This is a genomic window from Mycolicibacterium agri, assembly GCF_002553505.1.
Classification (GTDB): domain Bacteria; phylum Actinomycetota; class Actinomycetes; order Mycobacteriales; family Mycobacteriaceae; genus Mycobacterium; species Mycobacterium agri.
In genome coordinates, this window is record NZ_PDCP01000056.1 from 24,278 (window position 1) to 37,527 (window position 13,250).

At 65.7% G+C, this 13,250-nt stretch carries 14 protein-coding genes; 7 read left to right on the forward strand and 7 right to left on the reverse strand.

Annotation, left to right across the window (positions count from 1 at the left end):
• Positions 1 to 11: 11 nt before the first annotated feature.
• Complete coding sequence (gene nucS / locus CQY20_RS24120) at positions 12 to 683, reverse strand: endonuclease NucS (protein ID WP_097942593.1); 672 nt, start codon at positions 681 to 683, stop codon at positions 12 to 14.
• A 48-nt stretch (positions 684 to 731) separates the two neighbouring features.
• Here nucS and CQY20_RS24125 point away from each other — a divergent pair, with 48 nt between their 5' ends.
• Both CQY20_RS24125 and CQY20_RS24130 read left to right on the forward strand, forming a co-directional pair.
• On the forward strand, positions 732 to 2,336 hold the full coding sequence (locus CQY20_RS24125; protein WP_097942594.1) for an adenylate/guanylate cyclase domain-containing protein: 1,605 nt from the start codon (positions 732 to 734) through the stop codon (positions 2,334 to 2,336).
• Between the two features lie 13 nt (positions 2,337 to 2,349).
• Positions 2,350 to 3,273, forward strand: coding sequence for a phosphotransferase (locus tag CQY20_RS24130; RefSeq protein WP_234816388.1), 924 nt, complete (start codon positions 2,350 to 2,352; stop codon positions 3,271 to 3,273).
• Between the two features lie 11 nt (positions 3,274 to 3,284).
• On the opposite strand, the gene CQY20_RS24135 is transcribed toward CQY20_RS24130, so the two are convergent.
• Positions 3,285 to 4,124, reverse strand: coding sequence for a helix-turn-helix transcriptional regulator (locus tag CQY20_RS24135; RefSeq protein ID WP_163701349.1), 840 nt, complete (start codon positions 4,122 to 4,124; stop codon positions 3,285 to 3,287).
• 112 nt (positions 4,125 to 4,236) lie between these two features.
• Between CQY20_RS24135 and CQY20_RS24140 the strand changes: the two genes are divergently transcribed.
• Both CQY20_RS24140 and CQY20_RS24145 read left to right on the forward strand, forming a co-directional pair.
• Positions 4,237 to 5,232, forward strand: a complete 996-nt coding sequence (locus tag CQY20_RS24140; protein ID WP_097942613.1) for an aldo/keto reductase — start codon at positions 4,237 to 4,239, stop codon at positions 5,230 to 5,232.
• Positions 5,233 to 5,260: 28 nt separating this feature from the next.
• Positions 5,261 to 5,611: a nitroreductase/quinone reductase family protein gene (locus CQY20_RS24145; RefSeq protein WP_097942596.1), complete on the forward strand. Its 351-nt coding sequence runs from the start codon at positions 5,261 to 5,263 to the stop codon at positions 5,609 to 5,611.
• Positions 5,612 to 5,665: 54 nt separating this feature from the next.
• Here the strand turns inward: CQY20_RS24145 and CQY20_RS24150 are convergent, their stop codons facing one another.
• Together CQY20_RS24150 and CQY20_RS24155 are read right to left on the reverse strand one after the other, a co-directional pair.
• Positions 5,666 to 5,938: a hypothetical protein gene (locus CQY20_RS24150; RefSeq protein ID WP_097942597.1), complete on the reverse strand. Its 273-nt coding sequence runs from the start codon at positions 5,936 to 5,938 to the stop codon at positions 5,666 to 5,668.
• A 60-nt stretch (positions 5,939 to 5,998) separates the two neighbouring features.
• Positions 5,999 to 7,438, reverse strand: a complete 1,440-nt coding sequence (locus CQY20_RS24155) for a carotenoid oxygenase family protein (RefSeq protein WP_097942598.1) — start codon at positions 7,436 to 7,438, stop codon at positions 5,999 to 6,001.
• A 65-nt stretch (positions 7,439 to 7,503) separates the two neighbouring features.
• Between CQY20_RS24155 and CQY20_RS24160 the strand changes: the two genes are divergently transcribed.
• Positions 7,504 to 8,163, forward strand: coding sequence for a TetR/AcrR family transcriptional regulator (locus CQY20_RS24160; protein WP_097942599.1), 660 nt, complete (start codon positions 7,504 to 7,506; stop codon positions 8,161 to 8,163).
• Positions 8,164 to 8,188: 25 nt separating this feature from the next.
• Here CQY20_RS24160 and tpx read toward each other — a convergent pair whose 3' ends face one another.
• Both tpx and CQY20_RS24170 read right to left on the reverse strand, forming a co-directional pair.
• Complete coding sequence (gene tpx / locus CQY20_RS24165) at positions 8,189 to 8,680, reverse strand: thiol peroxidase (protein WP_097942600.1); 492 nt, start codon at positions 8,678 to 8,680, stop codon at positions 8,189 to 8,191.
• Positions 8,681 to 8,742: 62 nt separating this feature from the next.
• A complete protein-coding gene (locus CQY20_RS24170; RefSeq protein WP_234816391.1) occupies positions 8,743 to 9,441 on the reverse strand; it encodes a polysaccharide deacetylase family protein in 699 nt (232 codons plus the stop codon).
• A gap of 123 nt (positions 9,442 to 9,564) precedes the next feature.
• On the opposite strand from CQY20_RS24170, the gene CQY20_RS24175 reads away from it, so the two are divergent.
• Positions 9,565 to 11,052 (forward strand): DNA-3-methyladenine glycosylase 2 family protein, encoded by a 1,488-nt coding sequence (locus CQY20_RS24175; protein ID WP_097942602.1) that lies wholly within the window; start codon positions 9,565 to 9,567, stop codon positions 11,050 to 11,052.
• A complete protein-coding gene (locus CQY20_RS24180; RefSeq protein WP_163700699.1) occupies positions 11,052 to 11,555 on the forward strand; it encodes a methylated-DNA--[protein]-cysteine S-methyltransferase in 504 nt (167 codons plus the stop codon). The genes CQY20_RS24175 and CQY20_RS24180 overlap by 1 nt, the downstream gene beginning before the upstream one ends.
• A gap of 99 nt (positions 11,556 to 11,654) precedes the next feature.
• Here CQY20_RS24180 and CQY20_RS24185 read toward each other — a convergent pair whose 3' ends face one another.
• Positions 11,655 to 12,959 (reverse strand): HNH endonuclease signature motif containing protein, encoded by a 1,305-nt coding sequence (locus CQY20_RS24185; protein WP_097942604.1) that lies wholly within the window; start codon positions 12,957 to 12,959, stop codon positions 11,655 to 11,657.
• Positions 12,960 to 13,250 lie beyond the last annotated feature (291 nt).

Genomic DNA, 13,250 nt, shown 5'->3' on the forward strand with positions numbered 1-13,250 from the left:
AGTCTATGCGCTCAGAACAGCCGGAACTCGGAGTCGTCCATGCCGCGCATCTGGTCGTAGTCCAAAGTCACGCAACGGATTCCACGATCGATGGCCAGGGTGCGCGCCTGCGGCTTGATCTGCTGAGCGGCGAACACCCCGCTGACGGGGGCCAGCACGCTGTCGCGGTTGAGCAGTTCAAGGTAACGGGTGAGCTGTTCGACGCCGTCGATCTCGCCGCGCCGCTTGATCTCCACGGCCACCGAGCGGCCCTGTTCGTCGCGGCATAGCAGATCGACCGGCCCGATCGGGGTCATGTACTCACGGCGCACCAACGTGTAACCGGGGCCGAGCAATTCGATGTGCTCGGCCAACAGCGCCTGCAGGTGCGCTTCCACTCCGTCTTTGACCAGGCCCGGGTCCACCCCCAGTTCGTGGCTCGAGTCGTGCTCGATGTCTTCGACGGTGATGCGCAACTGCTCGCCGGACTTGTTCTCCACCACCCACACCGGCAACGGACCGCTGGTGTCCTCGGTCATCCAACACGGCGGGCTCATCCAGTTCAGGGGCTTGTAGGCCCGGTCGTCGGCATGCACGCTGACCGACCCGTCGGCCTTGATCAGCAGCAGCCTGCGGGCGGAGGGCAGATGGGCGGTCAGACGCCCCACGTAGTCAACGGTGCACGAAGCGATGACGAGACGCACTGGTCCAACCTTAGGGCCCGAACCCCGGGCAAATTAGGCTGACACGGGATGAACTCGAAAAAGAGCGTCGCGCACCGGTTGGGCCGGGTCCTGGAGACCGTGACCCGGCAAAGCGGACGGCTGTCGACGACGCCGGACTACGGGTCGTGGCTGCTGGGCAGGGAGACCGAAAGCCAGAAGCGGCGACGGGTCCGCATCCAGGTCATCCTGACCGTCCTCATCCTGTTGACCAACCTGCTCGGGATCATCGTGGCGACCGCTCTGGTGGCGTTCGTGTTTCCGGTGCCCAGCGTCTTCAGCGACGTCCCTGCGTGGCTCACCTTCGGGGTCAGCCCGGCCTACATCGCGCTGGCGCTGGGCCTTGGCACCTTTTGGGTGACCCACAAGATCGTCAACTCGCTGCGGTGGGCCATCGAGGAGCGAAAGCCGAACCGCGCCGATCATCGCAACGCGTTCGTGGCACCCTGGCGGGTCGCGCGAATGGTCCTGATTTTGTGGGGCGTCGGCGCGGCGCTCATGACGACGTTGTACGGGCTTCACGACACCGACTTCATCCCGCGCTTCCTGTTCGCCGTCAGCTTCTCCGGCGTCGTGGTGGCCACCGCTTGCTACCTGATCACCGAGTTCTCGCTGCGGCCGGTCGCCGCGCAGGCCCTGGAAGCCGGTCCGCCACCCCACCGCCTCACCGCGGGCATCATGGGCCGCACCATGCTGGTCTGGATGCTCGGCTCGGGCGTGCCCGTTCTCGGCATCGCGGTCACCGCGATCTTCGCCCTGGCACTGCAGAACCTCACCCAGACGCAATTCGCCTACGCCGTACTCAACATCGCCGTCGTGGCGCTCATCTTCGGCTGGGTGCTGATGTGGTTGCTGTCCTGGTTGACCGCCACACCGGTGCGCGTGGTGCGCACGGCGCTCAAGCACGTCGAGGAAGGCGACTTGGACTGCAAGGTGGTGGTGTTCGACGGCACCGAGCTGGGCGAGCTGCAGCGCGGATTCAACTCGATGGTCGAGGGCCTGCGAGAGCGCGAACGGGTGCGCGACCTCTTCGGCAGGCACGTCGGCCGTGAGGTGGCCGCAGCGGCCGAAAAGGAACGGCCCCAGCTCGGTGGCGAGGAACGCCACGTCGCGGTGTTCTTCGTCGATCTGATCGGCTCGACGGAGTTGGTGTCAGGCCGTCCCGCAACCGAAGTGGTCCAGCTGTTGAACCGGTTCTTCCAGGTGATCGTCGAAGAGGTCGACCGCCACCACGGCATCGTCAACAAGTTCGAAGGCGATGGCGCGCTTGCGGTTTTCGGTGCGCCGAATCACCTCGACCATCCTGAGGACGAGGCGCTCGCCGCTGCGCGGGCGATCTGCGAGCGGGTCCGCGCCGAGGTGCCCGAATGCGACATCGGCATCGGCGTGGCCGCAGGCCAGGCGGTGGCGGGCAACGTCGGTGCCAACGAACGCTTCGAGTACACCGTCATCGGCGAACCGGTCAACGAGGCGGCCCGGTTGTGCGACCTGGCGAAGACGAAGCCCAGCCGGCTCCTCGCGTCGTCGGACGCGGTGGCGAATGCCACCGAAAATGAAAGCCGTTACTGGACTTTGGGCGACACCGTGACCCTGCGAGGCCTCGATCAGCCGACGCAGCTGGCAGTGCCGGTCTGATGGATCAGTGAGGATGATGACGGCGGCCGAGTTGGCCGACCGCACCCACCGCGCCACGGAGGCAGCCGTGGCCGTCGCTGCCGATCTCGGGCTGCGGGTGCAGCGACCTGTGGTCCTGCATGACGTGTTCTCTGTCGTCGTGCATCTGGCGCCCGAACCTGTCGTCGCGCGCATCCCTGTGGTGCTCACCGGTGCGACGGCGCCCGACGCGCAGGCCGCCCGTCAGCAGCGTGAGCTCGACGTCGTGGCGTGGCTGGACCAGAGGGGTGTCCCCGTCGTCGCACCGTCTCCGCTGGTGCCGCGCAGACCGTTTCGCCGAGACGGCTTCCCGATGACGTTTTGGGAGCTTGCCGACGTGGCCGACGATCATCAGCCGTATCGGGGCGTCGACATCTCCTACAGCGCCGAACTGCACGCTGCGCTGTCGGAATGTCCGGCGCCGCTGCCGTTTCTGGCGCCGTTCAACCATGGGCTGCCCGAGATGTTGGCAGTGCTGGATGACGTCGATGTCTTGCGACGCGGCGAAACCGACCGCGCCCGCGCCGAATACGCGGCGCTGCGCTCGATTCTGGCGAACCGATCCGCCTTCGAGTCGGCCTTTCCCGAGGTGGAGGTCCAACCGATCCAGGGAGACGGCCCGTCGCACAACGTCATTCGCACCAAGGACGGCATCCGGTTCTCCGACTTCGAGGACGTGACGATCGGCCCGGTGGAATGGGACCTCGCGCTGATCGGCGCAGAGGCCGTCGCGGGCTACGACGACGCCGCGCGGCAGCGTCGGCGCCGCGTGACGAATCCCGATGTGCAGCGGGTGATGGATGCCGCCCGTCGCCTGCAGTTCGTCGGTTGCCTCACGCTGATGCCGCAGCTGCCGCTGCTCGCCGATGCGCTGATGGAGATGGTGCAGGAATGGCGTGACACGCCACTGGACCTTTGACTCACGCGGGCCTACGCCGAGCCGACAGCTTGTTCGCCGACGACGGCGAGCAGCCGGAGTTGTTCGAGCGCAGAGGATCCCGCGGGCGGGGTCAGCACGACCAGGCGTTGATTGTCGACGGTGGCGAGCACTTCGCAGTCGAGGGTGATGGCACCGACCTTGGTCAGGAACGTCTTCTGCTGCATGTGTCTGGCGGCCACCTCGTGGCGTGCCCACAGCGCCGCGAACTCCGGGCTGTGGGCCAGCAGGTTGTCGATGAGTTCGCGCATGTCGGCGTCGTTGCGTCTGCGGGCCCATGCCGCGCGAAGGTCGGCGACGAAGGTTCGGCTGTGCTCGTCGTGCTCTCCTTGCGGGGCCAGCGCACGACTGGTCGGGTCGGTGAACCACTTCCAGCTCAAGTTCGACCGAAACCCCGTGTCGCCGGCGACCCGATCCCCCATCAACAGCCTGGCGAGTTCGTTCTGCGCGAGGATGACGTCGGTGTCGGAGCCGACGAACGCGGCGGCGTCGCGCAATTGGTCGAGGACGAACATCAGCGCCGGGCGCACGTGCGTGGACGCCCTGGTGCGGTCGGGCACGGCGTGGCCTGCCAGCCGGTACAGGTGGTCGGTCTCGTCGTCGGTGAGGCGAAGCCCGCGTGCCAGCGCGCGCACCATCTGAGTCGACGGCTGCGGGCCGCGGGCCTGTTCCAACCGGCCGTAATAGTCCACCGACATCCCGGTCAGCTGGGCCACCTCTTCGCGCCTCAGGCCGGCCGTGCGGCGCCGCACACCCGCGGGAAGCCCGACGTCCGACGGTCTGATGGCCTCTCTGCGGCGGCGCAGGAAGTCGGCCAGCGCAGCGCGGTCCATCGAGCCGTCCATGCAGCCATTGTCGCCGACGCGGGCACGCGCAGACAGGGACTCGCAATCCCTGGTTCGACGCGTCGTGGTATCCCGGCCGGTGGCGATTGACACTGGCTTCATGCAAACGAAGAAACTCGGATCTCTGATCACATCGGCAGTCGGCCTCGGTTGCATGGGCATGTCGGGCGCCTACGGCGAAGCCGACCGCGGCGAGAGCATCGCGACCGTGCGCGCAGCCATCGACGCCGGCATCACCTTGGTGGACACCGCCGACTTCTACCGGATGGGGCACAACGAACTACTGCTCGCGGAGGCGCTGCGATCGATGCCCCGCGAAAGTTACCATCTCAGCGTGAAATTCGGCGCCCAGATCGGACCGGACGGCACGTGGTTCGGATTCGACGGGCGACCGGCAGCGGTGAAGACCGCGGTCGCATATTCGCTGCAGCGACTCGGCACCGACTACATCGACGTATACAGGCCGGCGCGCCTGGACCCCGCAGTGCCGATCGAGGACACCGTCGGCGCCATCGGCGACCTCGTCGACGCCGGGTTCGTGCGCCACATCGGCCTGTCGGAGGTCGGTTCGGAGACCGTTCGCCGAGCGGCATCGGTCCGGCCCATCAGTGATCTACAGATCGAGTATTCGCTGATGTCACGCAGTATCGAGCGCGACATTCTGCAGACCTGCCGCGAACTCGGAATCGGTATCACCGCATACGGCGTGCTGTCTCGAGGGCTCATCGGCGGCAACTGGACCAAAAACAGGAGCGGACATGCTGATTCTGCCGATTCGCGTCTTGCCAGCCCGCGTTTCTCAGGGCATAACCTGGACGCCAATCTGGCTCTCGCGGAGGCACTGCGGGGCGTGGCCGACGAACTCGGTCTCACGATGGCGCAGGTCGCGATCGGCTGGGTCGCCTCCCGAGGCTCCGACGTGGTGCCGCTCATCGGCGCGCGCACCCGCACTCGTCTGAACGAGGCGCTCGGCGCTGTGGATGTACGCCTGGACGGCGACCAGCTGGCCCGCATCGAGGCGGCCGTGCCCGCGGAAAAGGTGGCCGGCGACCGGTACCCCGCCGCGCACATGGCGGCCCTGGACTCCGAACGCTGATCCGCTGCAGACGTCTAACCTCGGATCCATGGCACGTGGAATCTTCGACTCCCCCGTCGTCGGCATCCTCAACAGGGGCTTCGTCGGACTGCTCAACGCTCCCGTCATCGGCCGCTTCGTCAGCCGCGGCCTGGTGGTCATTCGGTATGTCGGGCGGCGATCAGGGCGCACCTTCGAAACACCGGTCGGCTATCGGCGGTCCGGAAACCGGATCGTGATCACCGTCGTCGCGCCGGACAAGAAAACCTGGTGGCGCAACTTCCTCGGCGAGGGCGGACCCATCACGCTTGTGAATCTCGACGGCGCGGACCGGACTGGCCACGCGGTGGCCGAGCGCGACGAGGAGGGACGCGTGACGGTGACAGTCGACCTGGAATAGGCTTCGCGGCAAGCCTCTTCGATCCCGTCGGGATCGACGGCCCCTCACACGCCGTTACGTGCGCGGCAGCACGTGCGGCGCCAGTAGGCGGGCAGCATCGCGCGGCCCCGGTTGACCGTCGCTGTGAAGCGCCGTGAGGTACCCGTGGTCGGCGCCGGCGTCATCATACTGCCGCACGCGTGCCGCAATATGTTCTGGGCTGTCGAACTGCCCTCCGTTCACCCACGGCGCGGCATACCCCAGTTGTTCCATGTCGCGTGCATCGCCCAAATGCCGACCGTCGGCGGCAATCTCAACAGCGAAGCCGACCGAGTTCTTTGCGAGCATGCCGCCAGGCTAGAACCTCAATCGAGCTTGAGGTCAAGGCGCACAGGCGCACTGCCGCGATCAGCCGGCCGCCGTCGGCACCCAGTTGCCGTGGAAGCCGGCGGGAACGCGGTGCGGCAACTTGATGCTCGCGGCGTCCTGCAGGGTCTGGGCGTCGAGGATCGCCAGTTCGCTGCGGTCGATACGTTTGTCGTACACATAGCCCATCAGTACGCCGTCGTCCTCGTCGGCGTCCGGCGAGGACGGTTCGAATACGAACTCGCCCAGTATTTTTCCGTCACCGAAGGACCGCTTCACGGACGCGTCGCCGACGAAGTCGTGCTTGAGCAGGGTGTCGCTGCCCTCACCGTCGGGGAAGGACGGGGCGTAACCGTACCTGTGGCGTCTACCGACGCGGCGCTCGTCGACGCGGGGGAACTCCTGGCCGCGGTCGTCGATGCGCGACTCGCGCACCTTGCCGTCGGCCAGATCGACCACCCAGCGGTCGAGGGTGGGCAGGCCCTCGTCGGGCCCGAGGAGATGCGTATCGAACATCTTCGGGTGCCGCACCAGGTCCAAAACGATGGTCTCGCCGTCGTCGTAGGCGTTCATCGGGTGGAACACATAGCAGGGTTCGACGTCGAACCAGCGCACGTCGTCGTTGTCGCCGTCGCGCGGCATCACGCCGACCCGAGCGGGGTACTTCGGGTTCCAGGAGTACGGGAAGCGCCGATCGGCGGACGCGCTCGGTTTCCGGGCGCTGATCGGATCGGGGATGCGCACCCGACCGATCAAGGCGGACAACATGAGTCGGGCAGGCCAGCGTAAGCCGCGCGGGACGCCCATCTCGACCATTTGGCGCGCGTCCAGCGTGACCGGTAGGTCGTAGAAGACGACGTGGTTCTCCGTCAGCGAGAAGTCGTGCATCATCGGAGCACCCGCCACCTCGACGTCGACGATGCGCCGCGCCCGGCCGTCGACGCCGATCACCGAGTACTGCACCCTGTTGCCGCCGTACACGTTGTACGAAACAGCGTGCAGTTCACCGGTTTCCGGATCGCGCTTGGGATGCGCGGTGTAGCCGCCGGTCAAGGTTCCGTCGAAGTTACAGGGCCCGACGGTCTCCAATTCGTCGGTCAATTCCATGTTGGTGACGCCTGACTCGACCAGTGCCAGCGTCTTGCCCGCATGCCCGATGACGTTGGTGTTGGCGCCGATCCCCGAGACCGGAAAGTCGCCTTTGGGTGGCTCTTCGCCCAGCGCTCGCGCGGTCTGCGGGCCACGGACCCAGCGATTGCGGTACCACTCGGCCTTCCCGTCGCGGATCCGGATGCCGTGCACCATGCCGTCGCCGACGAACCAGTGATACAGGTCGGGGTCCAGTTCGCCGACGGGGTTGGGCCCGTTGCGCAGGTAACGTCCGTCGAGATAGTCGGGGATGGTCCCGCTTACCTCGAGGTCGGTGAGCGTGAATTCCTCGGTGATGGCTGCGAACGCGCCTTCGAGGTAACGATTCGTCATGACCAGCCCCTGATAACGGTGTTATGACTGCCTCTGTATAACACCGTTATGGCACGATGGCAAGGGTGAGCGATCGCCCCCGCGAACAACTGGTCGAGGCCGGTATTCGGATTCTGGAGCGCGACGGCCTACCCGCGCTGTCCGCGCGCAAACTCGCTGCGGAGACCGGCACGTCGACGATGGCGGTCTACACCCACTTCGGCGGCATGACGGGACTCATCGACGCCATCGCCAGCGAAGCATTCGCGCGGTTCACCAGGGCGCTGACTGACATCGAGCAGACCGACGATCCGGTCGCGGACTTCTTCGTGATGGGCCTGCGCTATCGCGAGTTCGCGCTGGCCAATCCGCAGCGCTACCAGATGATGTTCGGCACCTCGGCGCAGTCGCTGAACCGCTTTCACTCCGACCTGACGGTCACCGGCAGCGCCAGCGCCCGCGAGGAATGGGCGGTGTCCTTCGAAGCGCTCCTCGAGGCCGTGCGCCGGATGATCGCGGCGGGCCGCATCCGCGACGACGGGGTCGCCGCGATGGCGGGCCGGCTGTGGAGCATCAACCACGGGGCGGTTCTGCTCGAGATGGCGGGCTTCTTCGGCCAGGAAGGCCACGGGTTGACCCAGATTCTCGGGCCGCTCGCCGTCGACACCATCGTCGGGATGGGCGACGAGCGCGAGAGGACGCAGCAGTCTCGGGCCGCGGCACTGGCCGTGGTGTTCGGCGACTGAGGGCCGGGACTACGTGCCAGGTCGGCTATATCGCCTTGAGCGCCGCGTCGTAGTCGGGCTCCTGCCCGATTTCGGGGACCAGCTCGGTGTAGACAACCTCACCGTTGGCGCCAACCGCCACGACGGCCCGCGCGAGCAGCCCCGCCATCGGGCCGTCGGCGATCGTCACGCCGTAGGCCTCACCGAAGCCGTCGCGGAATGCCGAGGCGGTTGTCACGTTCTCGATTCCCTCGGCGCCGCAGAACCGCTTCTGCGCAAACGGCAGATCTTTCGAAACGCAGAGCACGGCAACACCGCTTGAGGCCGCTCGCTCGTTGAAGGTGCGCACGCTCGTCGCACACACCGGGGTGTCGACGGACGGGAAGATGTTCAGCAGAAACGGCTTTCCTCGAAACTGCTCGTCGCTCACCGTGCCCAGGTCGGTTCCGGTCAGGGTGAAGCCGGGTGCGGTTGAGCCGACGGCGGGCAGGTCGCCAACGGTATTGATCGGGTTTCCACGCAGGGTTATCTGTGCCACGCAAGCAGTCTCTCAAATGCCATTTCCAGCCGAACACCGGCCGCTCGTGCCCGTTGACCGGTTCAGGTCTGGTGTCGGAGTAGTTCGGAGACCGTGACGAACTCATAGCCGCGGTCGCGCAGGCCGGAGACGATGCCGGGCAGCGCTGCACGAGACGCCTCTCGGCCGTCGAACATGACGTGCAACAGGATGATCGAACCCGGTTGCGTCGCGTCCAGGGTGTTCTGGACGATCGCCGCGGTGTCGGGCTGATCCGACGAATCCGGCTCGACATCCCACATGACGGTCGTCACGTTGTGCCGATCAAGATAGGCGGGCAGCGCCCACAGCTTCTTCCCGTAGGGAGGTCGGAACGTGATGTCTCCGGTATAGCCGGTCGCGCGGATCTCCGAATCGGTCTTCTCGACTTCGTCTGCGACCGTCTCGGATGATTTGAGCACCAGTCTGCGATGCGAGAACGTGTGGTTGCCGATCTCATGCCCCGCCGCGGCTATCGCAGCCCCGTGCTGCGGGAAGCGCTGCAGATCTTTGCCGTTGAGATAGAACGTTGCGGGAACCTTCAGACGGGCCAGGCTTTGCAATACCTCGGGCGTGTGCTCGGATGGCCCGTCGTCGAGGGTCAAGGCAACCACCTTCTCGTCGGTGGGCACGCGCGCGACGAGCCGTCCGGCCAGCTGGAAGGTCCGCGCGTTCATGACGATGTAGACACCGACACAAATGACCAGAATCAGGGACACTAACGTCGCGGCCGGGAACACCATACGTCTCATTGCAAACCCCCCACGTGATTGACTATCACGCCGCGCAGCAATTCGGTCGATGGCCCGGACGACCATGTCGTTTTTCCGCCAGTCTTGTCGGTGTCCTCGTGTAATCGTGTGAGGATGCACGACGATTTCGACCGCTGCTTCCGGGCGGTGCAGGCCAAGGACGCCCGGTTCGACGGCTGGTTCGTCACCGCCGTGCTGACAACGGGCATCTACTGCAGGCCGAGTTGCCCGGTCCGCCCGCCGCACGCGCAGAACATGCGTTTCTATCCGACGGCCGCCGCCGCGCAGAAGGCAGGTTTCCGGGCGTGCAAGCGCTGCCGACCCGACGCGTCACCGGGGTCGCCGGAATGGAATATGCGCGGCGATGTGGTGGCACGGGCGATGCGTCTGATCGCTGACGGCACCGTCGACCGTGAGGGTGTCACGGGTCTGGCCGCGCGGCTCGGATACACGACCCGACAACTCGAACGGCTGTTACAGGCCGAGGTCGGCGCCAATCCGTTGGCTCTCGCGCGAGCGCAGCGGTCGCAGACGGCGCGAGTGCTCATCGAGACCACCGAATTGCCGTTCAGCGACGTCGCATTCGCGGCGGGCTTCTCGAGCATTCGCCAGTTCAACGACACGATACGAGCGGTGTGCGACATGACGCCGACGGCATTGCGGCAGCGCGCGCGAACGAGGATCGGCAGCGACGGCGAGGGCAACGCGGGAGCTTTGTCGCTGCGGCTGCCGGTGCGCACACCGTTTGCCTACGAGGGGTTGTTCGGTCACCTCGCGGCGAGCATGGTGCCCGGCGTCGAGGAGGTTCGCGACGACGCGTATCGGCGCACTCTGCGATTGCCGAACGGCTACGGGATCGTCAGTCTGACACCGGCGGCTGACCATGTGCGGTGTTCGGTCATGCTTGACGACTTCCGCGATCTGACCACCGCGATCGCGCGATGCCGCCGACTGCTCGATCTGGACGCCGATCCGGAGGCCGTCGTCGACGCACTCTGCACCGATTCTGACCTCTCCGCGGTTGTAGCCAAGGCACCCGGCCAGCGCATTCCACGCACCGTGGACGAGCACGAATTGGCGGTGCGAGTGGTTCTGGGACAACAAGTTTCGGTGAAAGCGGCCCGCACACATGCCGGGCGCCTGGCGACCGCCTACGGCCACCCCGTGACCGACGTTGACGGAGGCCTCACGCATGTGTTTCCGGCGATCGAGCACCTTGCCGAGATCGATCCGGCTCACCTGGCATTCCCGAAGGCTCGGCAGCGTTCATTGACGACGCTGATCCGCGCGTTGGCTGACGGCGATGTCGTCCTTGATGCCGGCTGCGATTGGGATACGGCCCGCGAGCAGTTACTGGCGCTGCCGGGAATCGGGCCGTGGACAGCCGAGCTGATCGCGATGCGCGGACTCGGCGATCCGGATGCCTTCCCGGTGACCGACCTCGGCGTCAGGTTGGCGGCCGAGCAACTCGGCCTTCCCTCGGATCCGCGCACGCTGACCGAGTACAGCACTCGGTGGCGGCCGTGGCGGTCGTATGCCACTCAACATTTGTGGACCACCCTCGATCATGCGGTCAACGATTGGCCGCCGAAGGAGAAGTGATGTCGGCGTTGCAATTTCGCACAATGGACAGCCCGGTCGGCATGCTGACCTTGGCCGGTAGGGACGGCCGATTGATGCACTTGCGGATGGAGGATCAGACGTACGAGCCCAGCCGTGACGGTTGGATACGCGACGACCGGGCGTTTCCCGAGGCCGTAGACCAGCTCGAGGCGTACTTCGCCGGTGAGCTCACCGACTTCGACCTTGAGCTCGACATGGTCGGCACGGAGTTCCAACGGCGAGTGTGGGCGGCGCTGTTGACGATTCCCTACGGCGAGACGCGTTCGTATGGCGAGATCGCGCGGCAGATCGGGGCGCCGGGCGCGTTTCGCGCGGTGGGATTGGCCAACGGGCACAACCCCATTGGCATTATCGTGCCATGCCACCGGGTGATCGGGGCGAACGGCAGCCTCACCGGCTACGGCGGTGGGCTGGACAGGAAGCGGATGCTGCTCGACATGGAGAAGAGCCGCGTATCGCCTGCGTTGACGTTGTTCGACTGAATTCGTTCGCCGGCTCAGCCGCATCTTCAATTTCAAGGCAGGAGCCAGCCCAACCGAATGTTGTGATCTGCCAACCTCATTGAGTTGCCAGCCAACACGTCAATTGTTGTTAACCGGTGGCGGTTCGTACGGGTCATACCACCACCAGTCGGCACGTTCACCCAGCGGACCCTGCCACGGTGGGACTGCCGGCGGCGGCCGTGTGGGCGGTCGAGCGAGTGATCCGGGCTGGAGCCGCCGCCCTGCGGCGTCGGTGACGATGAGTTTGTCGGCGGTTCCGCTGATGGAAATCAGGCCACGGTGATGCAACCGGTGATGATGCGGGCAGACCAATACCAGGTTGTCGAGTTCGGTGAGTCCGCCATCTTCCCAGTGCCGGATGTGGTGAGCGTGCAAGCCGCGGGTGGCGCCGCAGCCGGGCACGGCGCACACCGGGTCGCGGTACTCCAGCGCCCGACGCAGCCGGCGGTTGATCACGCGCGTGTTACGCCCGGCACCGATGACTTGCCCGCGCCGCTCCAGCCACACTTCGCAGCTGGTGTCACACAACAGGTACTGCCGATCCGCATCCGACAGATAAGGGCCGCCGTGCAGCCACGCGGCGAGTTTGTCGGCATCCAGATGCACGATCACCGTCGTGTGTTGACCATGCGGACGGCGCGTAGCCTCAGCGTCCCAAGCGGTTTCGACCATCCGCATGAAGGCATCGGTCAGGTTCGGGAACGGCCGTCGACCCGACGTGTCGTCTTGAGCGTCATGCGTTTCCTTCGCTTGCCCGTCGCGCGCTTCCTGCCCTGCGTCGCGCGCCGCAGACTCCGGGTTGTCGCGCTTGTACTCGTTGATCAGCGCCTCGTGGTGGGACTTCAGGGAGGCATCGACCTTGGCGGCCTCGATAGTGGGCACGGTAATGCGATAGGTCGTGAACCCATCGCGTGTGTGTTTGGAGAACGAGCGCTTCGGCTCGGGTTTCTCCGCCTCGGGACGCGGTTCCAGTTTTATCGCAGTGTTCAATTGGTTGACCGTGGCCACCGAGGCCAGCTGCGCATAGTGCTCATCGGATTCTGCGCCGGCGCGTTTGGCAATGACCCCGACTTGATCCAGCGACAATCGGCCCTCACGCATATCGGCATTGCAGCGAGGAAACTCCTCAAACCGGTCGACGATCGCGGTGACCGTCTGGGCTGTCGACTCGGCCATGCCCAATTTCCAAGCCACGAAAGCTTTTAACGACCGTGCCCCAGTCAACCCCCACAGCTCGGCGGAATTGAGTTCGGCGACGATCTGCACGATGCGGCCGTCGATCGCGTTGCGCTGTCCCGAGAGTTCTTCCAGCTCGGCACACAGCACATCCAGACGATCATTGGGGTTCATCACCCCGACGTCTGAAGGTGCGGTCATCGACATGGCCCCATCCTGACAGCACCCACCGACAAATCGTGTCGGACGACCTGACGCCTGAGACCTGAGCACGACGCTGAGTCGACTGGGGTGGTGGTGTGGGCGTGACGGGGTTGTGGACGGGCCGTTGGTGTGGTTTTTGCGGTTGGGGTTGTGGTTCGGCGAGATTTACTACCGTGTACGCAAGAATCAACGTCCGTTTAGTGCAATTCGATTCACCAATAGAAATGCCCCCCAGGGTGTTGGGGGGCATTTCTTGTGTGTGTGTTCGGCGGTGTCCTACTTTTCCGCCCGGGT

Bases quoted from the DNA above. Each gene is read 5' to 3' on its own strand.
- CQY20_RS24125 (WP_097942594.1), top strand. From the start codon at position 732: ATGAACTCGAAAAAGAGCGTCGCGCACCGGTTGGGCCGGGTCCTGGAG.
- CQY20_RS24130 (WP_234816388.1), top strand. From the start codon at position 2,350: ATGATGACGGCGGCCGAGTTGGCCGACCGCACCCACCGCGCCACGGAG.
- CQY20_RS24135 (WP_163701349.1), bottom strand. From the start codon at position 4,124: ATGGACCGCGCTGCGCTGGCCGACTTCCTGCGCCGCCGCAGAGAGGCC.
- CQY20_RS24140 (WP_097942613.1), top strand. From the start codon at position 4,237: ATGCAAACGAAGAAACTCGGATCTCTGATCACATCGGCAGTCGGCCTC.
- CQY20_RS24145 (WP_097942596.1), top strand. From the start codon at position 5,261: ATGGCACGTGGAATCTTCGACTCCCCCGTCGTCGGCATCCTCAACAGG.
- CQY20_RS24150 (WP_097942597.1), bottom strand. From the start codon at position 5,938: ATGCTCGCAAAGAACTCGGTCGGCTTCGCTGTTGAGATTGCCGCCGAC.
- CQY20_RS24155 (WP_097942598.1), bottom strand. From the start codon at position 7,438: ATGACGAATCGTTACCTCGAAGGCGCGTTCGCAGCCATCACCGAGGAA.
- CQY20_RS24170 (WP_234816391.1), bottom strand. From the start codon at position 9,441: ATGGTGTTCCCGGCCGCGACGTTAGTGTCCCTGATTCTGGTCATTTGT.
- CQY20_RS24175 (WP_097942602.1), top strand. From the start codon at position 9,565: ATGCACGACGATTTCGACCGCTGCTTCCGGGCGGTGCAGGCCAAGGAC.
- CQY20_RS24180 (WP_163700699.1), top strand. From the start codon at position 11,052: ATGTCGGCGTTGCAATTTCGCACAATGGACAGCCCGGTCGGCATGCTG.
- CQY20_RS24185 (WP_097942604.1), bottom strand. From the start codon at position 12,959: ATGTCGATGACCGCACCTTCAGACGTCGGGGTGATGAACCCCAATGAT.